Annotated in this window: 25 protein-coding genes; 18 read left to right on the top strand and 7 right to left on the bottom strand. The window is 53.9% G+C overall.

Features of this window, described 5'->3' with window-relative positions; translation table 11 throughout:
- Positions 1 to 197: 197 nt before the first annotated feature.
- Positions 198 to 1,013, bottom strand: coding sequence for a phosphate/phosphite/phosphonate ABC transporter substrate-binding protein (locus tag LZ463_RS26190; RefSeq protein ID WP_241459268.1), 816 nt, complete (start codon positions 1,011 to 1,013; stop codon positions 198 to 200).
- 298 nt (positions 1,014 to 1,311) lie between these two features.
- Here LZ463_RS26190 and LZ463_RS26185 point away from each other — a divergent pair, with 298 nt between their 5' ends.
- The 4 genes from LZ463_RS26185 to LZ463_RS26170 all read left to right on the top strand — a co-directional run bounded on the left by LZ463_RS26185 (position 1,312) and on the right by LZ463_RS26170 (position 4,283).
- The gene (locus LZ463_RS26185; protein ID WP_241459267.1) at positions 1,312 to 1,773 is read left to right on the top strand and encodes a DsrE family protein; all 462 of its coding nucleotides are present in this window, start codon (positions 1,312 to 1,314) and stop codon (positions 1,771 to 1,773) included.
- 18 nt (positions 1,774 to 1,791) lie between these two features.
- Positions 1,792 to 2,298, top strand: a complete 507-nt coding sequence (locus LZ463_RS26180; RefSeq protein WP_241459266.1) for a hypothetical protein — start codon at positions 1,792 to 1,794, stop codon at positions 2,296 to 2,298.
- Between the two features lie 501 nt (positions 2,299 to 2,799).
- Positions 2,800 to 3,210, top strand: coding sequence for a hypothetical protein (locus LZ463_RS26175; protein ID WP_241459265.1), 411 nt, complete (start codon positions 2,800 to 2,802; stop codon positions 3,208 to 3,210).
- Positions 3,211 to 3,500: 290 nt separating this feature from the next.
- Positions 3,501 to 4,283: an AAA family ATPase gene (locus LZ463_RS26170; protein WP_241459264.1), complete on the top strand. Its 783-nt coding sequence runs from the start codon at positions 3,501 to 3,503 to the stop codon at positions 4,281 to 4,283.
- 15 nt (positions 4,284 to 4,298) lie between these two features.
- Here LZ463_RS26170 and LZ463_RS26165 read toward each other — a convergent pair whose 3' ends face one another.
- Positions 4,299 to 5,690 carry a YfcC family protein gene (locus tag LZ463_RS26165; protein ID WP_241459263.1) on the bottom strand — a complete coding sequence of 464 codons (1,392 nt, stop codon included), beginning with the start codon at positions 5,688 to 5,690 and terminating at the stop codon, positions 4,299 to 4,301.
- Positions 5,691 to 5,703: 13 nt separating this feature from the next.
- The gene (locus LZ463_RS26160; RefSeq protein WP_241459262.1) at positions 5,704 to 6,822 is read right to left on the bottom strand and encodes a succinylglutamate desuccinylase/aspartoacylase family protein; all 1,119 of its coding nucleotides are present in this window, start codon (positions 6,820 to 6,822) and stop codon (positions 5,704 to 5,706) included.
- A gap of 298 nt (positions 6,823 to 7,120) precedes the next feature.
- On the opposite strand from LZ463_RS26160, the gene LZ463_RS26155 reads away from it, so the two are divergent.
- The 3 genes from LZ463_RS26155 (at position 7,121) to LZ463_RS26145 (ending at position 12,262) form a co-directional block, all read left to right on the top strand.
- Positions 7,121 to 8,074 (top strand): MurR/RpiR family transcriptional regulator, encoded by a 954-nt coding sequence (locus LZ463_RS26155; RefSeq protein WP_241459261.1) that lies wholly within the window; start codon positions 7,121 to 7,123, stop codon positions 8,072 to 8,074.
- Between the two features lie 93 nt (positions 8,075 to 8,167).
- Positions 8,168 to 10,882: a TonB-dependent receptor gene (locus LZ463_RS26150; protein ID WP_241459260.1), complete on the top strand. Its 2,715-nt coding sequence runs from the start codon at positions 8,168 to 8,170 to the stop codon at positions 10,880 to 10,882.
- A 210-nt stretch (positions 10,883 to 11,092) separates the two neighbouring features.
- The gene (locus tag LZ463_RS26145) at positions 11,093 to 12,262 is read left to right on the top strand and encodes a cyanophycinase (protein ID WP_241459259.1); all 1,170 of its coding nucleotides are present in this window, start codon (positions 11,093 to 11,095) and stop codon (positions 12,260 to 12,262) included.
- 57 nt (positions 12,263 to 12,319) lie between these two features.
- Here the strand turns inward: LZ463_RS26145 and LZ463_RS26140 are convergent, their stop codons facing one another.
- Positions 12,320 to 12,691 carry an MmcQ/YjbR family DNA-binding protein gene (locus LZ463_RS26140; RefSeq protein ID WP_241459258.1) on the bottom strand — a complete coding sequence of 124 codons (372 nt, stop codon included), beginning with the start codon at positions 12,689 to 12,691 and terminating at the stop codon, positions 12,320 to 12,322.
- A 120-nt stretch (positions 12,692 to 12,811) separates the two neighbouring features.
- Positions 12,812 to 13,228 (bottom strand): hypothetical protein, encoded by a 417-nt coding sequence (locus LZ463_RS26135; RefSeq protein ID WP_241459257.1) that lies wholly within the window; start codon positions 13,226 to 13,228, stop codon positions 12,812 to 12,814.
- Positions 13,229 to 13,394: 166 nt separating this feature from the next.
- Here LZ463_RS26135 and LZ463_RS26130 point away from each other — a divergent pair, with 166 nt between their 5' ends.
- The 4 genes from LZ463_RS26130 (at position 13,395) to LZ463_RS26115 (ending at position 18,198) form a co-directional block, all read left to right on the top strand.
- Positions 13,395 to 14,249: a helix-turn-helix domain-containing protein gene (locus tag LZ463_RS26130; RefSeq protein ID WP_241459256.1), complete on the top strand. Its 855-nt coding sequence runs from the start codon at positions 13,395 to 13,397 to the stop codon at positions 14,247 to 14,249.
- Positions 14,250 to 14,309: 60 nt separating this feature from the next.
- Positions 14,310 to 14,951, top strand: a complete 642-nt coding sequence (locus LZ463_RS26125; RefSeq protein ID WP_241459255.1) for a glutathione S-transferase family protein — start codon at positions 14,310 to 14,312, stop codon at positions 14,949 to 14,951.
- Between the two features lie 133 nt (positions 14,952 to 15,084).
- Positions 15,085 to 16,776: a tetratricopeptide repeat protein gene (locus tag LZ463_RS26120; RefSeq protein WP_241459254.1), complete on the top strand. Its 1,692-nt coding sequence runs from the start codon at positions 15,085 to 15,087 to the stop codon at positions 16,774 to 16,776.
- 45 nt (positions 16,777 to 16,821) lie between these two features.
- Complete coding sequence (locus LZ463_RS26115; RefSeq protein ID WP_241459253.1) at positions 16,822 to 18,198, top strand: tetratricopeptide repeat protein; 1,377 nt, start codon at positions 16,822 to 16,824, stop codon at positions 18,196 to 18,198.
- Positions 18,199 to 18,257: 59 nt separating this feature from the next.
- Here LZ463_RS26115 and LZ463_RS26110 read toward each other — a convergent pair whose 3' ends face one another.
- Positions 18,258 to 18,857 carry a short chain dehydrogenase gene (locus tag LZ463_RS26110; RefSeq protein ID WP_241459252.1) on the bottom strand — a complete coding sequence of 200 codons (600 nt, stop codon included), beginning with the start codon at positions 18,855 to 18,857 and terminating at the stop codon, positions 18,258 to 18,260.
- A gap of 159 nt (positions 18,858 to 19,016) precedes the next feature.
- Between LZ463_RS26110 and LZ463_RS26105 the strand changes: the two genes are divergently transcribed.
- Positions 19,017 to 19,907 (top strand): LysR family transcriptional regulator, encoded by an 891-nt coding sequence (locus LZ463_RS26105; RefSeq protein WP_241459251.1) that lies wholly within the window; start codon positions 19,017 to 19,019, stop codon positions 19,905 to 19,907.
- On the opposite strand, the gene LZ463_RS26100 is transcribed toward LZ463_RS26105, so the two are convergent.
- Positions 19,899 to 20,522 (bottom strand): rhomboid family intramembrane serine protease, encoded by a 624-nt coding sequence (locus LZ463_RS26100; RefSeq protein WP_241459250.1) that lies wholly within the window; start codon positions 20,520 to 20,522, stop codon positions 19,899 to 19,901. The two genes, LZ463_RS26105 and LZ463_RS26100, sit on opposite strands and share 9 nt — an antisense overlap.
- Before the next feature lie 324 nt (positions 20,523 to 20,846).
- On the opposite strand from LZ463_RS26100, the gene soxC reads away from it, so the two are divergent.
- From soxC to soxX, 6 genes are all read left to right on the top strand, one after another.
- Positions 20,847 to 22,211: a sulfite dehydrogenase gene (gene soxC, locus LZ463_RS26095; protein ID WP_241459249.1), complete on the top strand. Its 1,365-nt coding sequence runs from the start codon at positions 20,847 to 20,849 to the stop codon at positions 22,209 to 22,211.
- Complete coding sequence (locus tag LZ463_RS26090; protein WP_241459248.1) at positions 22,195 to 23,238, top strand: c-type cytochrome; 1,044 nt, start codon at positions 22,195 to 22,197, stop codon at positions 23,236 to 23,238. The genes soxC and LZ463_RS26090 overlap by 17 nt, the downstream gene beginning before the upstream one ends.
- A gap of 159 nt (positions 23,239 to 23,397) precedes the next feature.
- Positions 23,398 to 23,886 carry a thiosulfate oxidation carrier protein SoxY gene (gene soxY / locus LZ463_RS26085; protein ID WP_241459247.1) on the top strand — a complete coding sequence of 163 codons (489 nt, stop codon included), beginning with the start codon at positions 23,398 to 23,400 and terminating at the stop codon, positions 23,884 to 23,886.
- A 243-nt stretch (positions 23,887 to 24,129) separates the two neighbouring features.
- On the top strand, positions 24,130 to 24,441 hold the full coding sequence (gene soxZ / locus LZ463_RS26080) for a thiosulfate oxidation carrier complex protein SoxZ (protein ID WP_241459246.1): 312 nt from the start codon (positions 24,130 to 24,132) through the stop codon (positions 24,439 to 24,441).
- A 14-nt stretch (positions 24,442 to 24,455) separates the two neighbouring features.
- On the top strand, positions 24,456 to 25,283 hold the full coding sequence (soxA, locus tag LZ463_RS26075; protein WP_241459245.1) for a sulfur oxidation c-type cytochrome SoxA: 828 nt from the start codon (positions 24,456 to 24,458) through the stop codon (positions 25,281 to 25,283).
- 68 nt (positions 25,284 to 25,351) lie between these two features.
- Positions 25,352 to 25,909, top strand: coding sequence for a sulfur oxidation c-type cytochrome SoxX (gene soxX / locus LZ463_RS26070; RefSeq protein WP_489686155.1), 558 nt, complete (start codon positions 25,352 to 25,354; stop codon positions 25,907 to 25,909).
- Positions 25,910 to 25,914 lie beyond the last annotated feature (5 nt).

Here is a 25,914-nt window from a genome sequence, read left to right as displayed (position 1 = left end):
TTTTCTGACAGGCGGCTGCCGTAGCTGGTGGACTGTAGCAGTATGACGACAAAACCTGCATCGTGCAGGTTTTGTCTTTTTTGTGTCCGTTTGTTGTGAGCTTTTTGCCCGTTTATTGTCTCATGTGGTTTGGTAAATCTGGTTTGGTAACCGTGGTGCGGCAACCAGATCAATCGGGTTCTTCCAAATCGGCTATCTCAGCCCAGCCACTTCAACAAATCACGCAGGCGCTGTTCATTGTTGCCGGTATCGAATTCCTTGATGCCCAACTGTTTGAGAATGACCTTGCCCGATTCCGTTTCATCGAGTTGTCCCAGTTCTTTTTTCAGCGCCTGGATTTGTGCGGTTGTGATTTTGGGATGGGCGATCAGAGGCTGGTAAGGCTGGGGCTGACTGCTGTGGATGACACGCTGGCCGGTTTTTTCCAGGTTCTTGGCTACGCCCGAATACGAAGCAACGCCACCGACATCGGAGAGCTGGTTATCGAGATAGAACAGGACTGCACCCTGTTCTTTCGTGTACTGGACTTTTTCTGTCGCCAGGTTGAAACCATTATGTGTCAATTCTGCCGAGCAGAATTTCGACATGTAAGAGATTTTTTCGGGCAGGGTAATCCGTTTGCCTTTGACGTCGCTGATATTTTTCAGTGGCGAAGCCTTGGGAACAATGAGCAGGCACTGACCGTCGGGTTTTGATGTCGACACCAGTTGATATTTGTAGTCACGCACGCCGCGCGCCGGATAATCACTGGGGCGGGCAATCACAAAATCCATCTTGCCTGACTTCATGCCTTCTTCAAGCTGGGCAAATTCACGTGCGACTACCACATTAACTTTTTTACCAAGAGCCTTGCTCATCACTTCTGCCAGGCCGGAATATTTATCAAGCACCTGGGCGGCGTCAAGACCACCCGATGTACCTTCACTGACATACAGGCTGAATGTATTTTGCGCCTGGGTCTGGGCTGACATGACGGCCAGGGCACAAACTGCAATCGAGAAAATTCTTTTCATAGGCGTAGTCCAGGAAGCTGTTGGTCATCTGTGTTGCATAAATTTTATGCAGGACCGCAAGCATGCCCGCAATTTTAGTAATGGAAAGCATTCCGATACGGCGCGTGCTGACTTGCGGAAACGATAACTCTAATCCAGAAGCGAAGTTGCATGCAATCATTTTTAACATTTCTTACAAGCAGCTTAGCCTTTTTGCAAGGTGTCGAAGATGATGACTCGTGCTTTCAAGATCAGAAAGGCTATAAATCTGCTATTGTTAAGGGAGAGACACGACAACGTATCAATTTGGAGAAAAGCAATGAGACAGTTTTCACACTATGTCCGTCTGTCCGCACTGGCGCTGGGCTTGGGGCTGGCGGCCATGATGGCGCCGGCTGGCGTCATGGCGCAGCAGGATGCAAAGGCGCAGGTGGTTAAAAAATCCAGGGTTGTCTTCCAGGTTAGTGACAGTGACAGCAAGAAATGGGACCTGACCTTGAATAACGTCAAGAACGTCATCAAGGACCTGGGCAGGGATAACGTCGATGTTGAAATCGTTGCCTACGGCCCCGGTATAGACATGTTCAAGCTGGAGTCACCATCGGCGAGCCGCATTGATGAAGTGATCAAGCAGGGGGCGCAAGTGGTCATCTGTGAAAACACCATGCGTGCACAAAAGATCAGCAAGGCCGACATGCTCGACAATCTTGGTTATGTCGAGGCCGGTGTATCGCAGTTGATCAGACGCCAGCAGCAAGGTTATGCCTACATCAAGCCCTGAAATCCATGCATGAAGTGAATGCGCATGAATTATCAGCAATTGATCAGGAAGGTCGCTTCTGTTCTGCTTTTACTGTGTTTTGTCTTGCCTTTGTCCAGATGTGAGTCTGCCAAAGAGAAACGTGCACCTGAGCAGGCTGCCGTCACGGCGCAGGTAAAAAAACAGGGGACAGACACCTATGTTGATGGTTACCTCTATCCCTATAAACTGACAGAGCAGGCCTGGAAGCAATTGCAGACAGATGAATTGCCGTCGGGCCTGAAGGACTTGCTGTTGTTGGCCCTGACCTTCTTTTTACCCACCGCCTTGTTGGCGGCAAAAGAAAAGACGCAAATCATCAGCACGACGGTAGCTGCCCTGCCCGCTGCATTTGCCCTGTTCATCTGGGTGTTCTTGTGGGGTAATCCGGAAACCGGCGGGCTGATCGCCACGGCCTGCTGGAGCCTGCTGACGCTGCTTAACCTGCGGGTCATGTATGGCTGGTGGTGCGACCGTCGGCTGCGCAGGCAGGTGTCGCCGACATGAGAATAATGAGAATGCGAATGACGGAGTCACCGTCAATACACGAATGATGTAACAGACTGTGACGAAGGCTGTTACCGGTGTTGTAAGGGAATTTTCACAGTAATAAAATTCCCTGAAAAACCAGACAGCACGGAAGTTTACCTGCTTACTTGCTGATTTTTGCTGATTTTAGTTGTTGCCACATCTTACCGGCATTTGAATGGAGAAGCCCTGCCTGGTCATGCTCCGGCCTGCAAAATTGCATCCACTCTTTCCGACTGATAGCGAATTTCGGATTGTTTTTTTTGTCCGGCAGAAAACTGCAGGCCTCTTCCTTCCCTTGAGTAACAAAACAGATTGTTACAGCATTTATATCTTTCAAGCCGCTGCATTGCTTAAGATGTCAAGCCTCACATCATGTCTGACAGCAGTTTAAAAACGAATCCTCAACGATGGTTTTCTGCCCATCTGCGGATAACTTTACTGGTGTGACGGCATATCATTCACCAACGAGGGATCAGTATGAAAATTTTTAAATTGGCTGGCATTCTATTGTGTTTGCCGCTTGCTGCATGGGCTGGTAAAGCTGAACGTGATTTCATGGCAGCGGAGGTAGAACCTGCCGTCAAGGAAGCAACAGCTGCATTCAAGAAATCTTGCGGTTGTGACGTAAAATTTGACGTAAAACAAGACAGCTTTCAGTCAAAAGACGACATGTTCAAGATCAAGTATTTTGCATCAACGATCAAGGACAACGTCGGATCTTATTGCTCCGATGCCGCAACAAAAAAAGCCATGTGCAAGGTCAAGTCCATCGAATTCAGCAAAACTGCTGAAACTGCGCTGAAATTCAATGCAGGCAAGGTGACGGCAAGTACCGATGGTACTTCACAACCTTCCTGGGAAATGTTGACCAGGGAAGTAGACAAGTAAAACCGAATCACCCAGCGGATATCGAGGCCCAGGCTTGGGCCTGCAAGGGCCGACTACACAACGGACCGGCATGTTGGCATCACAGAACCGGTTCCAGTCAACAATTTCATCACGCTTTTTCTGTTGAGCCCTGGCGGCGTTTTCTGACTGAAACATGCGATCAGTTGGCGCAGAGAGTCATAGGTTTTTTCACTTCGGTCATTGTCACATAGTGAAAATGGCCGGCGTCGTATGTTGTCCTGACCGGCTATTGGGTGTCGCCGGAAAAACAGCTAGAGTTTCGTGGCAGCATGTGGCATATTCATTGCCCTGTCCAAAAAAACGCCCGACTGACCGTGAGCCTGTCCGCCAAACCCTACCTGCAACGCATCAGCCTGCGTGACGATGCTGTCATCGATTTTGACAGCTACCCTTACCATATCCCGGCAGTCAGGGAACTGGATACGCTGGACTTTCATGCCGACGTGACCTTTTTCGTCGGCGAAAACGGCGCCGGTAAATCGACAGTGCTTGAAGCCATCGCCATGGCCCTCGGTTACGGTCAGGAAGGCGGCACGAAAAATGTCGCTTACCGCACCACAGAATCAGTATCGTCGCTGCACCAGAATCTGAGACTGTCCAAAAGTTTCAAGAAGCCGCGCGATGGTTACTTTTTGCGGGCAGAGAGTTTCTTCAACGTCGCCACCTACATGGATGAGGTTGGCTATCTGGGAGGTTATGGCGGTTCGCTGCATACGCGCTCGCACGGCGAATCTTTCATGGCGCTGCTGACGAACAAGCTGGAAGGCAATGGCCTCTACCTGATGGATGAACCTGAAGCAGCGCTGTCACCTAACCGTCAACTTGCCGCCCTCAATGCCATCCATCAACTGGCGCAGGACGGCTCGCAATTCATCATCGCCACGCATTCACCGATACTGTTGTCATACCCGCATGCGAAAATCTACCAGTTTGATGGCAGCGGCATCACCGAAACCAGTTATGAAGACACGGAACACTTTGCTGTGACCCGTGACTTCCTCAATAATTACCCCAAGCGGCTGGAGCAATTGCTGGCAGATGAAAATAAATAATTTTCACTGCCTGCCTTACCAACTGATCATGCAAGACAATGACAGCAAACCCAGTGCGAGCATGAAGTACAGCAACTGCAAGGGTACCATCCACTTCGCCCATGTCGCCCACGGTATGCGTGCCAGCGCCAGCACGCCAACCGTAATGCCGGATGTCGGTATCATCGGCGTCGTCAATTCACCAAACTGAAACGCCAGTATTGCAGTCTGCCGGGTTACCCCAACCAAATCGGACAGGGGGGCCATGATGGGCATGGTCAATGCTGCCTGCCCACTGCCGGAATGAATGAAGAAGTTGATGACAGACTGGATCACAAACATCTTGTGTGCCGCGAAGACGGGATGTGAGGACTGCACGAAAGGCATCAGGAAATTCAACATGGTATCGATGATGTTGGCATCACGTGCCAGTATCATGGTGCCACGCGCCAGGGCAATCACCAGGGCGGTGGTCACCAGGTCTTTGGCGCCTTGCATGAAGGCTTCTACAAAGCTGTCGGCATTGAGCTTGCCCACTACACCCACGAGGATAGCCATGACCAGGAATAGTGCTGCTATTTCTTCTATATACCAGCTATATTTGACCACGCCTGCCACCATGGCGATCAGCGTCAACAGAAACATCAAGAGCACGGTTTTGTGCGTCGACGTCATGCCAGTAAAACTGGTGAATTCATCGATTTTGAGATTTTTTCGTTTATCCTCATCAATCTCAAATGTAGGACTAAGCAAGGGATTGCTCTTGATGCGTGCGGCATACCAGCTAAGAAAAGCGATAGTGAGCAGTGTCGCCAGCAACCATGAAACAAGTCGGAAACCTATGCCGGAAAATAGCGGCACACCAGCAATACCCTGGGCAATACCTACATTGAAGGGGTTCAAAAATGCCGCAGCAAAGCCGACTTGCGATCCGATAAATGGGATAGACACGCCCACCACTGAGTCATAGCCAAGTGCCAGCGCCAGCGGGATAAAAATCATGACAAAAGGTATGGCTTCTTCTGCCATGCCAAAGGTTGCCCCGCCCAGGGAAAACAGGGCGACAAATAAGGGAATAATGCCGGCCCTGACGACACGGGAATGTGTATGCGCCCTGGCCACGGACTTGATCATGGCATCAATCGCCTCGGTCTTTTGCAAGACCGCAAAAGCACCACCAACGATGAGTACAAAACCGATGATCAATGCTGCCTCAACAAAGCCCTTGATCGGCGCCATCATCAGGGCCACAGCACCTTGTGGATTGCTGGTGATGTAATGGAAACTGGCTGGATCTATCAGTGTCTTGCCATTGACTAAGTGGGTATCATATTTGCCGCCTGGAACCAGCCAGGTGGCAAATGCAATCAACGCCAGCAATGAAAACAGCAAGACAAAGGTATTTGGCAATCTGATTTGTTTCAGCATGACGCACTCCTGGTCATAAAGACAGTAAATTACCGCTGCGATAGGCAACAGGGCCGGCGATCTTGGCGATACGCATGCCATGTGTGGCATAGCGTCGGGCGACACGCGCAAACAGAATGCCTGATACGGTCGCCAATACTGGTGTCACCTGCGCACTGACGGGATCAACAATGTCTGCCACACGTTCACCCGCCTCAACGTGTTCACCAGCCGCTTTGGTGAATACAAGTATGCCGGCATGCGGGGCCCGCAAGGGTTCCACACCTTCGAGTGGAGTAGGCTGACATACGGCAGCAGGCAAAGAGGGAGCCTTCCCCCTGAGGTAGCCTGCATGCTGGAGAAAATGAATGATGGATGAGGCATCTGCCCGGGCCAGTTCATGACTGACTTCAGTTTCGCCACGCAATTCGATAGTGATCGCCAGGCAGGCGTTTGGGACAGGCGTCGTCTGACCAAAGTGCTGCGCCAGTTCCCACCAGTGCCGCGAACAGGATTCATCAAATGGATCATCACCCGACAGGACAGATACCAGCACTGCTTGCGCACCGAGGTAAGCGGCCAGCGGCATACAGTCTTGTGCCAGCGGCGTGCCAGTATATAAATGCATGACGGCCTGGTTGTCACAATGCAGGTCCAGCACAAGGTCTGCATCTACTGCCAGGGTTTGCAGGATTTTTTTTTGCTGCTCTGTTGCCGTTTCTGGCTGCCATGCCTGTAGCACGGCCAATGCCTGCTGGCGTATCAGTTTCACATTTTCTTTTGCATCTGCACCCAGTCTGTCTTCCAGCAAAGGCAATATGCGTGGTGTCAGGTGACGATAGCCACGGTTGAAATTGATGCCAGTCGCCAGGTCAAAGCGGCCAAAAGCCATGCCCTGTACTTCTTGTGCCAGCCCTATGGGGTTCGCTACAGGAACCAGCACGATTTCAGCGGCAATCGCCGCCCTGTTTTCATACTGCTCCAGCATCTCGCGCAGGTAATGATTGACAAGCATGCCGGGTATTTCATCTGCATGCAAAGACGACTGTATATACACCTTGCGTCCAAGACCAGGGGTGCCGTAATGAAAACTGTGCAATTCGCGCACTGTACCGCTACTGATATCTGGCAAGGCATGACGTTTTATCTGCATAAAAAACTCTTTTCTTCGATGGTAATGAGGGGAGCAAAATCGAAAGCCGATTCTGAATTTACATGAATGTTGCCAGGATCACTCAAAATTCAACCGGACACTGTTCTGGCGATCGCTTGCGCAGGAGCACAAAAACAACACTTCGCCGCATCTGTACTCTGTGCAAGTAATGAATGATTTTTTACATATTCTACATTTATGAAAATAAAACGACAAATAGTATTGAAAATATTTTTAAACAGGTCTACAGTTCATTCATCGAAAAAAGTTTTATTGAATGCTTTACTGATTGATGCATATGAAGAAATTAAATACCCCTGTTGACTCTGCCTCGCCAGAAATGGTCTTTGCCAAATCCACGCTGGGTGAATCACTGATGCTGGTTTTGCAGGAGGGATCGGCATCCTATAAGCGCATTGCCAATTTTCTCTTGCGCAATCAGGTCAAGGTGACGGCATTGGGTATAGAAGACCTGGCCGAACAATGTGATGTGTCAACAGCCACGATCAGCCGTTTTGCGCGTGACATGGGTTTTAATAACTATGCCGGTTTGCGAAACCAGATCGCGGAAGTGGTGCAGGCAGTTTTTCAGCCGGTAGAGAAGCTGCGCAACACCATAGAAGCCAGGAAGAGCGCACCGTCACCCGCCCACACCAGCATGCAATTTGCCGCTGCCAATATCGATGCGGCAAACCAGGGCATGCCCGAGCAGAGTCTGCACCAGATCGTCGGCCACATCGCCAAGGCCAATACTGTGTATGTCATGGGTTTTGGCCTTAGTGCACATCTGGCTGGCATGCTGGCGCTGCATTTGCAGCCCTTCTGCTCTCATGTGGTGGAAGTGGTCGGTTATGGCGGCACTGAAGTGGCGGCTGGTCATCTGGCAAATATTACTGACAAAGATGTGCTCATCGTTATTTCTTTCCCGCGCTATGCGCTCGATGTCATCAAGCTCACACAGTTCGTGCGTGATCACGGAGCGTGCATCGTCACCATCACCGATTCACCCGCCTCACCGATCGCCCAACTGGGTAATTACCTGTTGCTGGCACCGAGCACCCATGGTGTCTTGCCCAGCAGTGCCAGTGCAGCGATTGCAGTGATCGAAGCCCTGGTCAGTAGCATGATGGTGTCGAATAAAAAGAATGTGGAAAAGGCCATGCGCCTGACCGAAGCCATATCAGCCTTTTTGCATAGCGTTGACAACAACGTCAAATATACACAGCCGGATAACAATAAACCCAAGAAGTAAATAAACAAAATAAGCGAATCACGGTCACTCTCCGGAGTGACTGAGGGGGATGCTTTTTTTAAAATTTCTGTAAAACCTGAGGAGAGCAAGGCAATGGCAACGAAAAAGCAAATACGTCAGCCCATACCCAAGAAACTGGCTGTCGCAACCTGGTCTGCATTGAGCGTCATGGCGATGTTGGGGATGAGTACGCAAAGCACATGGGCGCAGACTGACAATGACCCCGGCAAACCACAGCGTGTGGAAATTACCGGTTCATCGATCAAGCGTATTGATGCAGAGACTGCCTTGCCTGTGCAAATAATCAGTCGCGAATCGATAGAAAAATCAGGCGTCACCACAGCTGCTGAATTATTGAGCAAGGTATCTGCCAGCACGGCGGGCCTGACCGATGGCGCCAGCTTCAGCGATAATGGTGGTACGCAGCGCGGTTTCAATGGCGCCAACCTGCGTGGCATAGGCGTGTCGTCAACCCTGATCCTGCTCAATGGTCGTCGCCTCGCCAATTTTGCCTCACCTGGCACATCTTCTGGTGTGGATTTGAATTCCATTCCTTCTGCCGCCATACAACGCGTTGAAGTACTGAAAGATGGAGCATCTGCCATCTATGGCGCAGATGCCATAGGCGGCGTCATCAACTTCATTACACGCCCGGATTACCAGGGGAGTGAAGTATCTGCCTATATCGGCAATACCCAGCACGGCGGTGCAGACAAAAAAATCATCAGCCTGTCGGGTGGCATAGGCAGCCTGAGTCAGGACCGGTACAACCTCATGGGGGTAGCGAATTTCCAGAACACCGGTAGCTTGCGCTCGACCCAGCGTTCATGGATAGGATCAGCCTATCAGCCGGACATCAATCTCGATGTAGGCAGCTCCAACACTTTTCCGGCGAATGTACGCCGTACCACGGCCAGCGGTGGAGCTACCGGTTCGCGCCTGAACCCCAGCGCGCCAAATTGCAACCCACCCGCCACGGTGTTTGCGGCAGATAGTTTTGTCGGCAGTAAAGCCTGTCTGTATGACTACATGCATGATACTGAGATTTTCCCAGAATCCCAGCGCGCCTCCCTGCTGGGCCGTGCCCAGTTTGCCATTGATGCGGACAACACCCTGTTTGCAGAAATACTGCATAGCGACACCAAAACCACTTACCGCATCAGCCCGCTGACGGTCAGTAATCTCAATTACCCGGTGACGGGTGCTTACTATCCGAATGACCTCATTGCTACCAACAAGACACCTTTGCGTGTCGGCCTGCGCCTCAGTGCGGCGGGCCCGCGCACTAATGAAGTGAGTGCGCTTGCGCAGCGCCTTATAGTTGGTGCCAAAGGCACGATTGCCGGCTGGGATTATGATACTGCCTTGAATCATAGTGTCAGTAAGGTGGATGATAAGTATGTCGATGGCTATGTCAGGACGTCGGCATTTGACAGTGCCTTCCTGACTGGAAAAATCAATCCTTTTGGTCCATCGGGAACCGAAGGTACGAATCTGCTGAATGCAGCAAAAATCAGCGATGCTGCGCGCCAGTCCAGAGCTACCACCGACGCCTTTGACATCAAGGCTTCACGCGAGTTATTTGCCATGGGGGGCGGTAATGCCGGTCTGGCGATTGGTGCTGAGTACCGTCGTGAAAAACTGGAGTTCACTCCTTCCGCCTTGCTGGCCGCTGGCGAGATACGCGGCGATGGTGCGGCGACGGCTTATGGCGGCAGCCGTACTGTCAAAGCGCTGTTTGCCGAATTGAATTTACCCATACTCAGCAATCTCGAAGCCCAGGCTGCCTTGCGTCATGACAGCTACAATGATGTAGGCAGCACCACCAATCCAAAATTTGGTCTGCGCTGGACACCTGCCAAAGAAGTCGTGGTGCGTAGTTCTTACAGTGCAGGTTTTCGCGCCCCCAGTCTGGCGGACATCAATGAACCGGCACGCACAGGCCAGACCAGCGGCATCTATAATGACCCGTTGGGCTGTATCAAGACAGGCAATATAGACAATACCAAGAACCCCGACTATTGCGGCTTACAGCCGGACCTGATCAAGGGTGGTACGGCCAACCTGAAGCCAGAAACGTCGAAGCAGTTTTCTGCCGGCATCGTCATTGAACCCAGCCGCAGCCTGACGGCATCTCTCGACTACTGGCGCATAGAAAAGTCGGACACCTTGCTCGCCAATGAAGGCGCTTACTTCAGTGACCCCAAATCCAATCCTGGTTATGCGATACGTGGCGCGGCTGACCCCAGCCTGCCCGGCATCCCCGGCCCTATCCTGTCAGTTGATGGTAGGGTGAAAAATATCGGTTCGCTGAAAACCTCAGGTGTCGATGTCAACGTCAACTGGAAGCTGCCAGAAAACAGCCTCGGTAAATTCAATGTCAGCCTGAACGGTACTTATGTCATCGACTACAAGACGCGCAACACCGCAGCCAGCCCGGAAGTGAATGGTGTAGGCATCTATACCGACACCCAGGTCGTACAGCGCTGGAGGCATACCCTGACATTTGACTTTGACCGCGGCCCATGGGGAGCAACGCTGCAGCAGACTTACTATCAGGGCTATCATGACCAGAACCCTCTGGCAGATGGCAGTACCCGCGATGTGCCCGCCTATGTTTTGTGGGATGCAAGTGGCAGCTACAAATTCAGCAGGGCATTTACCCTGCGTGCCGGCATCAAGAACCTGCTGGACAGCAATCCACCGCGTTCTAACCAGGTCTATAGCTTCATCGCTGGTTACGACCCCAGCTATACCGACCCGCGTGGCCGCTTCTTCTACATATCTGGTAACTATGCTTTTAAATAAGCAATATCAATAATCACTTCCAAAGCAGCGCGTTCGGGGACAAGACTGATGCTTGTCCCCTTTTTTTAAACTCCTGCCCGTAGCAGTGAATTGAATCGCTTACAATATAAAAAAATCAGGATGAAAATAATGATAGTTTCTCTGAAAAATACCAGGTCGCTATTACGTAGTCTGCTAAGCTGTCTGACTATATTACTCTGGCAAGTACCCATGAATTCTCACGCAGAAGACACCTCCCCGCAACAATCAACAGGTTCGCTCGTCATTATAGGCGGCGCCTTGCGTATGGATAATGCCGGGGTCTGGCAACGCATCGTACAACAGGCAGGTGGCAAGGGGGCGAAGATTGCCGTCATCCCGGCGGCAGCGGGAAGCCCGGAAAAATCCGGGGCATTTGCAGTGGAATCCCTGAACCAGAACGGGGCCCAGGCTTTTTTAATTCCCCTGTCGGTCAAGCATGCGCAATTCAAACCAGAAGATATTGTCAGCAATGCTGCATGGCTGGATAAGCTGAAAGATGCCAGCGGCGTGTATTTTACCGGTGGTGACCAGGGCCGTATCATAGAGGCGCTGGTCCGGCCTGATGGCAGCAGAACGGCGATGCTGGACGCGATCTGGGCGCTGTATCAGCGCGGCGGCGTCATCGCTGGCAGCAGCGCCGGTGCAGCGATCATGAGCACGACCATGTTTTATGACGCCAAACCTGTGCTGCCTACATTGAAGCTTGGCGTCACTGACGGCAAGGAGATTGCGGCAGGCCTGGGCTTTATCGGCCCCGATGTATTCATCGACCAGCACCTGATCATCCGTGGCCGCTTCGCCCGCATGTTGCCGGTCATGCTGAAAAAGAATTACAGGCTCGGTCTGGGTGTCGATGAAAATACCGCCATGGTGGTCAATAACCAGGGCGAGGTCGAAGTGATCGGTTACAAGGGGGCTATCCTGTTTGACCTGAGCCAGGCGACAACAGATGACAAGCAAAAGAACTTCAACATCAGCAATGCCCGTATCAGCTATCTTGACCGGGGCGATCGTTTTAACCTCCGCAGCAAGGTGCTGACGCCTGCAGCGGACAAGCTGGCAGGCAAGCTCAGTCAAACCCAGGCTTACCAGAGCGATCAGCGTTTTTATCCTGATATCCTGGCTAATACTGTCCTTACAGACCTGATGTTCCATTTGATGGATGGCAAGCAGGAACGCGCAATCGGTCTCGCTTTTGGCATGGACGCGCAGCCTGAGCTGGGTTTTGAATTCAGCTTCAGCAAAGTGGCAGAAAGCCAGGGCTATTATTCTGGCGCATCCGGTGCAGAAAGCTACACCGTGCATAGCCTGCGTCTTGACATACGGCCTGTGAGCATGAACCTGCCCTTGTATAAGTAAAGTGTTTCTTCGCAGGCCGTACGCTTATGCTCAGTTGTTTCAGACAGGCAAACGATGTCAGGGTTTGCCGCTTGCCGTCAGGATCTCATCGCGTTTTTTCCTGGTCAGGCTTGACAAGGCTTTCTGGTAGGAATAGTCGATCAGCTCGCGCAGATAGTCATCGGGAAATTTTTCTACCTGGACGATGGTCACCCAGTGAAAGCGGCCCATGTAGCGTGCCGGTTTGACGCCGGGTGTGTCTGTCAGTTCCAGAAAACGGTCCGGCGTCACCCGTATGCTGAAGCGCCATTGCTCCGGCTCGCTGGTCTTGAAGTAGGCAAAAAATTTCTCGCCCACGCTATACACCAGCACATTGCTGGGTGCTGCATGCAGTTTTTCCTGCGCGCCGGCAAAGCTGGCGAGGTGTTTTTTGAGGGCGGCTAGTTTCATCTGCGGGCATGGGCTCTTGTGAATGCGGCAAGTATGATGCCATACTTTGCTTCAGTCTGTGCACGAGGTCAGTAGAAGAGGGCAAGAGACATGGCGCCCCCTTGCCATCACCGGCTGACATCACCCATGTGCACGCAGACCACGGTATTCAAGCACAATAAAGCCCACCACAGTCAGCGCCTGTGCGACGATAAAGGCGATGCCCAGGGCGCTGGGTTCAAACCATAGTTCCATCGTCAATATGCTGGCGATGACCCAGTCTGCGTTGAGGAAGATCACCAGCCACACCAGGGCCGCCGGTGGATTAGTCTTGCTGCCGGTGATGCTGATGAACCAGAGCAGGGCAAAGCAGGGGATCAGGCTGGCGCCGGCACCCAGCAGGAAGTTGGCCGGCAAGCCCAGGATGGGTGACAGAAAATCAGCCGCCACCAGCAACAGCAAGCCCATCAGCAGGCAGGTGGCGGCATCCAGCAAGAGGATTTTCCTGAGAGGAAAAGCAGGAGCAGCGGTGTTGACAGCGGTCGTAGCGGTATTCATGATCATTCTCCAAATCAGTTGTGGGGATTGCAGTTTCGCTCCACATTTGCAGCAAGTCGATTACCTCAGAGGTAATGGTGGCACAACACGGACCTGGCCATAATGTGCTTGAATATGGCGATTGCTATCGCCCGCCATGACATCGCCAATCTACAGGAGCACGCAATTGAGCCATACCCTCACTATCCTCAGCAATCGCGAGGCTGCAGCACCAGCCGCCCCATCACAAGCCGGCATCGGTACACTCATACGCGAATGGCGCAGCCTGCGCCGGCAAAGCCAGATGGACCTGGCGCTGGACCTTGACATCTCACCACGTCACCTGAGCTTTGTTGAAACCGGCCGTTCCAAGCCGAGCGCAGAATTGTTGATGCAGATAGCCGCCCGGCTGGACGTACCCCTGCGTACCCGTAACACCTGGCTGCTAGCCGCCGGCTATGCGCCGCGTTACACCGAGCAGGGGCTTGATTCTGTCCACATGGTGCAGGTGCGTGCCGCCGTGCAGCGCCTGCTCGACACCCACGACCCTTACCCCGGTGTCGCCCTGGACCGCCACTGGAACGTAGTCCTGCATAACCAGGCCGCCGCCAGGCTGATGAGCCTGCTGCCGCCAGAGTTGCTGGCAGCACCCCTCAACATCTTCCGCGCCAGCCTGCACCCGCAGGGTTTTGCCGCGCACACCAAAAACTTTGAAGAGTGGGGCAATTACCTGCTGCAGATATTGCAAAGGCAGATGCTCAATGCCCGCGATGACGCCATCATGGCCCTGGTGGAAGAAATCCACGCCTACCCGAATGTGCAAACCCTGAAAAACAGCAGCCATGGCGGAAATGGCGAACCAGCTCTGCTAGTACCCTGCGTGATGGAATTGCACGGACAGGCATTATCACTGTTCACCACCCTGACCACCTTCGGCAGCCCGCGCGACATCACCCTGCACGAGCTATGCGTGGAACTGTTTTATCCGGCAGATGTGCAGACCGAGGCGTTTCTCAAGACGATGGCTGACACTGGGGTCTGAGCGTGTGCTCGGGTTTGTTGCTATGATGCTTTTCCATTTCATTTTCTAAGGGGAAGCGTCATGTATAAACTGTATAGCCTGTGCCAGTCCGGAAATGCGTATAAGGTGGCATTCATGCTGCGTGTGCTGAACCAGCCTTTTGAATCTGTCTATGTGAACATGTTCCAGGGCGAAACCCGCAACCCTGAGTGGCGCGAGCAGGCCAATGAAATGGGCGAAGTACCAATACTCGAAGACGGCGAACGCAGGCTCACGCAATCCGGTGTCATTCTCAGCTACCTGGCCAGCAAACATGGCGCTTTTGGCGGCAAGAATGAAGATGAAAAACTCGAAGTGCTGCGCTGGCTGCTGTTCGACAACCACAAATTCACCAGTTATTTTGCCAGCTACCGCTTCAACAAATCCTTTGGCCCCGCTGCACCTGATCCGGCCGTGCAGGCATGGCTGCTGGGCCGCATCGACAATGCCTTTGGCATCGTCGATAAACACCTGGCGACACGGCAATACATGGTGGGCGATGGGCCGACCATTGCCGATTTTTCGCTGAGCGGCTACCTGTTCTATCCCGAAAACGAAAGCGCTTATCCCTTCACCAGCAAATACCCCCACATCGCCGCCTGGCTGGACCGTCTGCGCGCTATTCCCGGCTGGGCTTATCCTTACGATATCCTGCCGGGGGAACAGATCGCGCCCAAGTGGTGAGGTTGAGGTAGCTGTGCCAAAATAGGCTGCTTGCCCGGCAACTGTGACTTTACCGGGTTTGCCTGCGGGCGGGCTATCGCGCATAATAGGGGCATGTGCACTGGCGGTGCCCACTTATTTCACATCACACAATATGAAACACATTTTGCTGGCGGCATCGGTACTGATGCTGCTCCAGTCTGCCTGTGCGCAGGCAAGGCCGGATAATACGATATCCGGCATCGACTTTCAAAAGATACTTCCCAAGAATGAGAACAGGGAAAATGCCCTCAAAGCCTTGCGGAGCAGTGCCGAGAAGGGGAATGCCAGGGCGCAGAATTCGCTGGGTTCACTGTATTTTGCCGGTGAAGAAGTTGACCAGGATTATGCCGAAGCCTTCAAGTGGTTCAACATGGCGGCCAGCGCGGGCGATGCGCTGGGACAAAGTAATCTTGGCTTGATGTACCTGAACGGCAATGGTGTGCCGGTCGATGTCACTTTGGCCGCCAAATGGATCAAGGAAGCTGCCGCACAAGGCAACGCCAGTGCCCAGGCCAACCTGGGCATGATGTTTGTCGAAGGCCGGGGAGTGGAAAAGAACGTTAACTATGCGCTGACCTGGTATCGCAAGGCCGCAGCGCAAAAGAATGTGGTTGCCTATTTCAGCCTGGCCAATCTTTACAGGGATGGAACAGGCGTCAGGCAGGATTATGCTGAAGCCATGCGCAACTACAAGCTGGCTGCCGAGCAGGGGCATGCCGAGGCACAATACCAGATTGGCCTGATGCACAAGCAGGCGTTGGGGGTGAGGCAGAACTTTGGTGAGGCCGTAACATGGTTCCGCCTGGCGGCAGAGCAGAGCCATGCGCAGGCGCAAATGGCGCTGGCTTATGCCTATGCCAAGGGGCTGGGTGTGATCAAGGATGATGAGGATGCGTTGCGCTGGTATCGCCTGGCGGCCACCTCGGGCAATGCCGCTGCGCAATCCAACCTGGGCCGTATTTATGCTACAGGCGTAGGCGTTGCCGAGAACCTGACCGAAGCATTGAAATGGTATCGTCTGGCAGCCGCCAAAGGTGACACGCTGGCGCAGGCCAGTCTGGGCGCCATGTATGAACAGGGGCGTGGCCTGCCTGCCAATGATGCCGAAGCACTCAAACTTTACAGGCTGGCTGCCGCCAAAGGCAATGTCAGCGCACAGATCAACCTGGCTGGCATGCTGATGGAAGGCAGGGGGCAGGCTCGTGATGAGGCTGAGGCGTTCAAGTGGTACCTGGCCGCCGGTGAGCAGGGCAATACCCAGGCCCAGTACAACCTGGGACTGATGTATGCGCAAGGCCGTGGCGCAAGTCAGGACTTTGCTGAGGCCGTGAAGTGGAGCAGGCTTGCCGCTGATAAAAATCATGCCGGTGCGCAAAACAGCCTGGGTCTTCGCTATGCCAACGGCCAGGGTATCAAGCAGGATTATGAAGCTGCCGTTAAATGGTTCAGGCGCGCAGCGGAGCAGGACAATGCCGCCGCGCAAAATAATCTCGCACTGCGCTATAGCAGGGGCGAGGGTGTGGCGGCAGACCAGGTGCAGGCGATCAAACTGTTCAAACAGGCGGCCGCAAAGGCAGATGCCGATGCCATGTTCAATCTTGGTCTGGCCCATGAGGCCGGGCAGGGTGTTAAGCGTGATGCGGCTGTTGCCTATATGTGGTTTGCCCTGGCGGCCCAGTCGTCTCACACAGATGCCTTGAAAAACAAGAATCGCCTGGCCAAAAAACTGAATCGACAGCAGACTACCAAGGCAGATGCGCAGGCCAAAGAGTGCAGGCAAAACAGTTACGCAAACTGCGCATGAAGTCGGCGAAAAGCCGCCTCCTGACATGATGAATATGAGTACAAGATGAAGCATTCCATTTTATTGATGAGCCTGCTGACCTCAGTGTCATTGCAGGCATTTGCGCAGGCCAGCACGGCAAAAGCAACGCCTGCCGCGGAGAAGCCTGTCCTGGCGCCGACCATTTCCGTGGTTTCGGAAGTCCGCCCCATGCCAGCCGATCTGCTGGAGAAGGCCACCAACGGCGATCCGGCGTCACAGCTGGCCTATGGCAGGGCGCTTGTCAGCGGCACAGGCGTCGCCAAGGACCTGGGGCAAGCCGTGAAATGGTTTCGCCTGGCCGCCGAACAGGGTAATACAGCAGCACAGGTAGCGCTTGGCTATAGCTATGTCCACGGCCAGGGTGTGGATAAGGATGTGGCAGAGGGGCTCAAATGGTATAAAAGCGCCGCGGCCAAGGGGGAGTCCATGGGCCAGAACAACCTGGCGTTGCACATCATGCGCGGCGACGGTATTGAGCGTGACCCGGTGGAGGCAGTCCGTCTGTACCGCCTGGCAATGGCGCAAGGCAACCTGAATGCGCACGTCGGTCTGGGCTACGCCTATCTGAACGGTAATGGCCTTGAAAAGGACGAAGAGAAGGCCCTGGAGCTGTTCAGGAAAGCCGCTGCCAAAGGCAGCGCCGCCGCCCAGCATGCATTGGGCAGCATGTACAGGGATGGCCAGGGCGTGGACCAGGATTTTACCGAGGCTGTCAAATGGTATACCCAGGCTGCCTTGCGCAATTATGCCGATGCGCAATACAGCCTGGCCTTGCAATATGTGGATGGCAAGGGCGTCGACAAGAGCGAGGCACTGGCGGCAAAATGGTACAGGTCCGCTGCTGATCAGGGCATGGTCCATGCCCAGGTGAACCTGGGTGTCATGTATGGCGCGGGCCGGGGCGTCAAAATGGACCAGGAAGAAGCCAATAAATGGTATGCCCTGGCGGCAGGCCAGGGAAGTGCTGTCGCCCAGTACAACCTGGGTACACGCTATGACCGTGGTCTTGGCATCGATCAGGACAGTGCTCAGGCCCTGAAATGGCTCAAGCTGTCCGCTGCACAAGGCTATGCTAGTGCGCAGAATTATTTGGGCGGCAAATATGAAAACGGCCAGGGCGTGGAAAAAGACGCAGCACTTGCCTTGCAGCTTTACCGCAAGGCTGCCGAGCAGGCTTACCCGGCCGCCATGCTCAACATGGGCAATCTGTATGAGACCGGTACGGGTGTTGCTGCCGACATGGTGCAGGCCCATATGTGGTACAGCCTGGCTGCCAACCTGGCCCTGCTTGCCGCACAAAAGCGTGCTGACGACATGTCGGCAAAACTGACGCATGAGCAGCTTGTTGCGGCAGGCCAGATGGCTGCGGCCTGCAAGGCGCGCAAATACAAGAATTGCTGAACAGGCCAGGAGTGTCTGGCCTGTCTTGAAGTTGGCGAACTACGTTCAGCGTACGATGTTTAGCGCACTTTGTAGATCTGCCCGGTTTCTGGTCCATCCACGCTGCGCGCATAAGCGAGGGCGACGCGGCGTGAAGAGACGGCTTCAAAACCCAGGAACAAGTCCCCGTATTTGTTTACCGACTCTTCCAGCAGGCCGGGGCTGACGACATTGATGCGCAGGCCGCGTGGCAATTCGATGGCCGCGCCACGGACAAAGCCTTCCAGTGCACTGTTGACCATGGCGGCGCTGGCGCCGGCACGTATCGGTGCATCACCGACCACGCCGCTGGTCAGGGTGATGGAACCGCCATCATTGAGGTAGGACTGGCCAATGTGCGCCACATTCACCTGGCCCATCAGCTTGCTGTTGAGGCCGATATGGAAATGCTGTTCTTCCATCTCCGTCAATGCGCCAAAATGAACGGACCCAGCTGCCACCACCACACCATCGACCTTGCCGGTGCGGGCAAACAGCGCGCGTATCTGTGCGCTGTCGCTGATATCAAGCTGGATATCGCCACTGGTTTTGCCGACACGGATGAGTTCATGGCGGGCGCCGAGTTCATTGCTGATGGCGCTGCCTACTGTGCCATTGGCACCGATGATGATGAGTTTCATGTTTGCATCCTTTTAAAGTAGCGCAAGCTGTCTGGCTTGTGCGGTAACGGGAAAGTGTGCACTTCGTGTGCATGAGATTAAGTATCCTTGATTTCTAAAGTCAGATAAATGCAGTAATATTTCGCATATTGCTAACTGTTGATTAATAATAAGGCGAAGATGGATAAACTGCGCAGCATGGAAGTCTTTGTCACCGTGGTTGACGTCGGCAGTTTCACGGCAGCGGCGGACCTGTGCAATATCTCTGCCGTCATGGTGGGCAAGCATATCGCCTATCTGGAAGAACTGCTTGGCGCACGCCTGCTGGTACGTACCACGCGGCGGCAGAGCCTGACTGAGCTGGGTTTGCAATACGCAGATCAGTGCAAGGCCATCCTGGCGCAGATACGTGATGCAGAATCCGGCGCTGCCCGCCTGCGTGGCGGCGCGCGTGGTTTGCTGAAGATCACTTCACCCGTCACCTTTGGCAGTGAACTGCTGGCCCCTGCGATGGTCGATTTTCTGGCGACCTATCCCGAAATGCGGGCTGATCTTGATCTCAATGACAGGCTGGTCGACATGGTGGAAGACGGCTTTGACGCCGCCATCCGCATAGGCAAGCTGGAAGATTCCAGCCTGATTGCACGCCCCCTGCAGGCTTACCGCATGATGATCTGCGCCGCGCCTTCTTACCTGCAACGCAAGGGCATACCGCGCGTCCCGGCAGATCTGATAGCCCATGAATGCCTGGATTTTTTACACTGGAACAAACATGTGCGCTGGCGATTGACGGAAGAGACCAGTGATATCCCCGTCAGCCGCTTGCGCTCCAATAATGGCCAGGCATTGAAGAGCGCCGCTGTTGCCGGTTTTGGCATCGTCATGCAATCAGAATTGCTGCTCGCCGGTGAGGTGGCAGCCGGTCGCCTGGTGCCGCTGATGGAAGCCTACGTGCCTGCGCCGCGCCCCATGCATCTGCTCTATCCGCGTGACAGGCAGCCTACGCCCAAGCTGTCTGCTTTTATTGAATTCATGCTGGACAGGTTTGGTTTGAAGACAAATTCAATGTGATTGAGCTTGTTCGCTTTTCTGGTCTTTTCGCCGCAATGCGAGCCACAAACCCAGACTGACCAATAAGCCTGCCAAGAAACCATACAGATGTCCGGCCTTGATACCGGCAATGGCATGGATATCGAGCGCTGCCTGGATGACGATGACCAGACCGGCAAACCAGGTCACCCTGCTTTTAGGCAGCAATATCAGCATGGCTGCGCACAAGGCCATCAGGGCTTGTGAGGCACCGTCGGTCACCAGCTCAGGGTATTGCCAGACGCTGGCAGTCTGGCCTGCCAGGCCACCGATCAGGTAGATGATGATCAGCGCCAGCCCGCCGCGCGCACGTTCGAGACTGCTGGCGAGCACCAATATGCTGGCGGCGTTGAACAGCATATGCAAAAAATGCACATGCAAAAATTGCGAGACCAGCAGCCGCCACCACTCATGCGTGACAAACAGTGCACCCGTTGCTGCACCCAGCTGTGGCAGGCGCAGGGATTTTTGGGAGGCAAAAAAGGATTGTCCGAAATACAGGGCAGAGATTGTCCAGCCCGTCAAAATCAGGATGAAGATAAGGAGGGCGACGGGTGAGAAGGCGAGTGAACGAGGGAGCGTTTTTTTCTGGATCATCTTGATGAAACGGCATGTTTGAACAGGATGCCAGAATCTAGCATGAACAGACAGGTTGGTCGAAATTTTGACTGCCAGACAGGTTTTGTGCGTTGCACAAAAGAAAGTATTTGCCTTTTCTCTTTTCTTATTTGATTATATGCGCAAATAGTATTATTGTTCCTGATCAAAGACAGATCAGTTAAATTATGCTTGGAGCCTGTTTCTGATCGCGCTCGCGCACTAAGACCGGATACAGGTTCTTATGAAATAAACTATGCTGTTGCAAGCGACGACATGCTGCTATTGCATGGACCCAGTATCTCATTGGAAAGTTTCAGTCTCATGTCTATCCAGATAAAAAAATCCGGTCTTTTGCGTCGTGCACCCGAGAATTTTTTGGACGCCCCTTTGCGCCAGGCGATCACCGAACAAGGTTTGAATGATGAGCGTCGTGGTTTTTTGCGCAAGAGCTTTGCGGCAGCAACGGCGGCGTTGGCCTCTGGTGCCGCAATGGCCAGACCTTCTGCACCGGTGGCAGGCGAGGGCGATCCGCTGATACTGAACCTGCAGGACCAGGCCAAGTCGCTCGGTAACCCGGTCGCCATGCAGCCTTACGGCCAGCCTTCGAAATATGAAAGCAACCTGCAACGCCGCCAGTCCCCCGGCCTGACGCGGGTGCCGCAGGCATCAGTGGCCTTTGCGCCGCTGCAGGGTCTGTTTGGCATCATTACACCCAGCGGCCTGCATTTTGAACGCCACCATCAGGGCTGGATAGATATCGATCCGCAACAGCATCGCTTCATGATCAATGGCCTGGTGCGCGAAGCCAAGGTCTACACCATGGATGACCTGATGCGCCTGCCTTCGGTATCACGCATGCATTTCATCGAATGCGGTGCCAACAGCGCCACCGAGTGGGGCAATGTCGCCGTACCGACGGTGCAGTACACACATGGCATGCTCAGCTGCTGCGAATTCACCGGTGTGCCTTTGTCCGTCCTGCTCGACGATTGCGGCATCGACCGCAAGAAAGCCAAATTTGTCCTGGCGGAAGGCGGTGATGGTTCCGCCATGACGCGCACCATCGATATTGCCCGCGCCATGGATGATGTCATCGTTGCCTATGGCATGAATGGCGAAATGCTGCGGCCTGAGAATGGTTACCCGCTGCGCCTGGTGGTGCCCGGCGTGCAGGGTGTGTCCTGGGTCAAGTGGCTGCGTCGCATCGAAGTCGGCGACAAGCCGTGGGCCACCAAGGATGAAGCGATTCACTATATCGACTTGCAACCGGACGGCATGCACAGGCAATACACCTCGATACAGGAATGCAAATCTGTTATCACCACGCCGTCCGGCGGGCAGATGCTGCTGGAAAAAGGCTTTCATAACATCACCGGACTGGCCTGGTCGGGACGTGGCAAGGTCAAGCGCGTTGATGTGTCTGCCGATGGCGGCCGCAGCTGGCGCACTGCCAGGCTGGAAGGCCCGGTGCTGGGCAAGTGCCTGACCCGTTTCAATATCGACTGGAACTGGGATGGTTCACCGGCCATATTGCAGTCGCGCGCCATCGATGAAACCGGCTATGTGCAACCCAAAATCAACCAGCTGCGCGAAGTGCGTGGCACCAAATCGATTTATCACAATAATGCAATCCAGTCCTGGAAGATCAATGAAGATGGCGAGGTCAGCAATGTACAAGTGGCCTGAGTTACGTCAATCTTTATTGGCCCTTATGCTGACTGGTTTTGGCTTGTCAGCCGGTGTTGCCTGCATTGCCAGTGCAGCCGACTATACCAACATCGGCCGCGCCGCGACACCCAAAGAAGTGGCGGCCTGGGACATCGATGTGCGGCCCGACTTCAAGGGTTTGCCCAAGGGACGTGGCAGCGTCGACCAGGGCCAGCAGGTCTGGGACGGCAAGTGCGCTTCCTGTCATGGCACCTTTGGTGAATCGAACCAGGTGTTTACACCGATTGTCGGTGGCACCACCAAGGATGATGTCAAGAATGGCCGGGTGGCGGCATTGAGTGGCAACAGTCAGCCGCAACGTACTACCCTGATGAAGGTGGCGACCGTGTCCACCCTGTGGGACTATATCAACCGCGCCATGCCCTGGAATGCGCCTAAGACCCTGACGACCGATGAGGTGTATGCCGTCACCGCCTATATCCTCAACATGGGCGGTATCGTTGCTGATGATTTTGTCATGTCGGATGAAAACATCGCCGAGGTGCAAAAGCGCATGCCCAACCGCCTGGGCATGAGCGAGAAGCACGGCCTGTGGGACATCAAGGGCAAGCCCGATGTGAAGAATGCCGCCTGCATGAAGGACTGCGCAAAAGAAGTCAGGATCACTTCAGAATTGCCGCCTGCTGCCCGCAGCGCCAATGGCAACCCGGTGGAACAGAACCGTACAGTTGGCGCCGTACGCGGTGTGGACCTCAACAAGGCAGCCGTCATCAAGGTCAGCCAGCCGGCTGATGACAGTCTGAAACTGCTCAAGCAGTATGCCTGCGTCGCCTGTCATGGCATGAAAGATAAAGTGGTCGGCCCCGGTTTTGCGCAGATTGCGGCAAAATACCAGGGCAATGCCGATGCGGAAAATATCCTGAGCAAAAAGATCAGGAGTGGTGGCAGTGGTGTGTGGGGTGAGATACCCATGCCGCCGCAACCGACCATCAAGGATGCTGAGCTGAAGTCCATGGTGGGCTGGATATTGAAGCAGGATAAGTGAATATTATTTCACGATGTATAACTTGTAAGAGGGCAAGAGGATATTGATTCACTGGAACAAATTTGCGTTAATCTTATCCAATTGCCAGAAAAAACGGTTTTTGTTCATGATCAGGTCATGCTGGCATGTCATGTTAATGTGTAATCTCAGGAGACAGTAATGGAGCAGGCAATAGCAAGCAGTAACCAGGTGCAGCAGCGCCGTGATTTTTTACGCATTTCCACGGTATTCGGCCTGGCCTTTGCTGCTGGTCTGCTCAAACCGTCTGATGTTTTTGCGGCAGAGTGGAACAACAAGGCCTTTGAAGCCAAGAACCTGCAAGACGCATTTGCTGCACTGGGCGCAGGCAGCCCGGCAGTCAGTGCCGACATCAGCATCAGCGCTGCCGACATCGCCGAAAACGGTGCGGTTGTCCCCGTCACTGTCAGCAGCAAGGCTGCCAATACAGAATACATCGCTATCCTGATCGAAAAAAATCCTAACGCCATGTCGGCCGGTTTTGGCATCCCTGAAGGGACGGAGCCTGCGGTCACCACCCGCGTCAAGGTTGGCGAAACTTCCAATGTGCACGCCCTGGTCAAGGCTGACGGCAAATGGCTGGTGGCGTCGAAAGAGATCAAGGTGACCCTGGGCGGTTGCGGCGGTTAAAAAAACGTATTTGCCGGGCGCATAGCTGCGTTGCAAATGCGCGCAATACAAGTGTATTGCTGTGCTTTGCGCCTTGCTCTGCATTCCGGTAAAGCCGTTTTTCGGGTAGGTATGATCTGATATGGCAGCCAGATTTCTTTAGCGCATAATGAATGCGGATGATTGAAGCTTAAATCCTTAAATCAAGTGCAATTTATATCAATTAACAGTATTGTTACAGGCAATTAAAAAGAGGGAGACATCATGGGCGAGCCTATGCGTATTCGTGCAGCGGTGACGGGTGAAGTGGTTGAAGTAAAAGTATTGATGCGTCATGACATGGAAACCGGTCAGCGCAAGGACCTGGAAGGCAAGGTCGTGCCTGCCCATTTCATCAAGACCCTGCAGGCAAAATGGAAAGACAAGCTGGTGCTCGATGCACAGTTTGGTCCTTCAGTGTCCAAAGACCCTTTTCTGTCCTTCAAGTTCAAGGGCGGTGTCAAGGGCGATAAAGTATCCGTCACCTGGGTCGACAGCAAAGGTGATCAACGCAGTGATGAAGCCCTGATAGCCTGATAAGGACATAAGCCATGGCAAGTTTTGCTTTGAAGACCCTGATGATGACGGTCCCGCTGGTTGCGGTACTCGCCACACCTGCCCTGGTGCAGGCACAGGCGACCACATCGTCCACCGATGAGATTGCCAAGTATCGCGAAATGCTGGCCGACGGCAACCCTGCCGAATTATGGGAAATGCGCGGCCAGGAGTTGTGGAAGAAAAAGGCCGGCCCCAGCCAGCAGTCGCTGGAACAGTGCGACCTGGGCAAAGGGCCGGGCGTGACCAAGGGGGCGTATGCAGAATTGCCGCGTTACTTCAAGGACGCCAACAAGGTCATGGACCTGGAGCAAAGGCTGATGTATTGCCGTATGAACCTGCAAGGCTTGACGCGTGAGCAGGCCAGCAAGACACCATTTGGCTCGGCCGGTAACCCTTCCGACATCGAAGCCATGGTGTCATTCCTGACGGCAGAATCACGTGGCATTAAGCTGGCTGTCAGCACCAAACATCCGGCGGAAAAACAGGCGTATGAAATCGGCAAGAAGATTTTCTATTACCGCGCCGGTTCACATGATTTTGCCTGCGCATCCTGCCATTCCACCGACGGTCAGCGCATACGTCTGCAAGACTTGCCCAATCTGAACAACAAGGCCAATGCCCAGGCTGCCTATTCCACCTGGCCCGCCTACCGCGTGTCGCAGGGTGAAGTCAGGACCATGCAGCACAGGCTCAATGACTGCTTCCGCCAGCAACGCTTCCCTGTGCCTGACTATGCTTCAGACAGTATTACGGCACTGACCATGTTCCTGGCCAAGTCTGCCGAAGGTGCGGTCATGAATGCACCAGCCCTGAAACGTTGAGAGGATATCGCATGAAGAAATTAACTACAGGCATATTGCTCGCGTCATTGCTGGCCAGCATACAGGTAATGGCGGCAGAACCCGATTACGGCAAGGCCGCGCTGGAAATGATGAAAGCCGACTTCAAGGCCAAAGGCCCCGCCACCATGGAGCGCATGGTGCAACAGGACGACGCCCAGTCACAATGCAGCGCCAGCCCGCAGGGCCTGAAACCGGCGCAGGCAAAGAAACTGGAGCAGGCGCAACTGAACACCGTCAAGTATCCGGCAGACGGCCAATACATGGGCGACTGGAAGAATGGCGAAAAAATTGCCCAGAACGGTCGTGGCATGCAATCGTCCGATCCCATGGGGGCGGTCAATGGCGGCAACTGCTATGCCTGCCACCAGATGAGCAAGACAGAAATCTCTTTTGGCAATATCGGCCCGTCGCTGTACCAGTACGGCAAGCTGCGCGGCGTCAGCCCCGAGATCATGAAATACACCTGGGGTAAGATTTACAATGCACAAGCCTACAATGCCTGTTCCAAGATGCCGCGTTTTGGACACAATGGCGTGTTGACTGAGGCGCAGTTGAAAGATGTGATGGCCTTGTTGCTCGATATGGAGTCGCCGGTCAACAAGTGAATGTG

The sequence above is a fragment of the Undibacterium paludis genome (assembly GCF_022568815.1).
Taxonomy (GTDB): Bacteria; Pseudomonadota; Gammaproteobacteria; order Burkholderiales; family Burkholderiaceae_D; genus Undibacterium.
The sequence above is the reverse complement of the archived record's forward strand: the minus strand, read 5'-3'. Positions and strand labels throughout refer to the sequence as shown.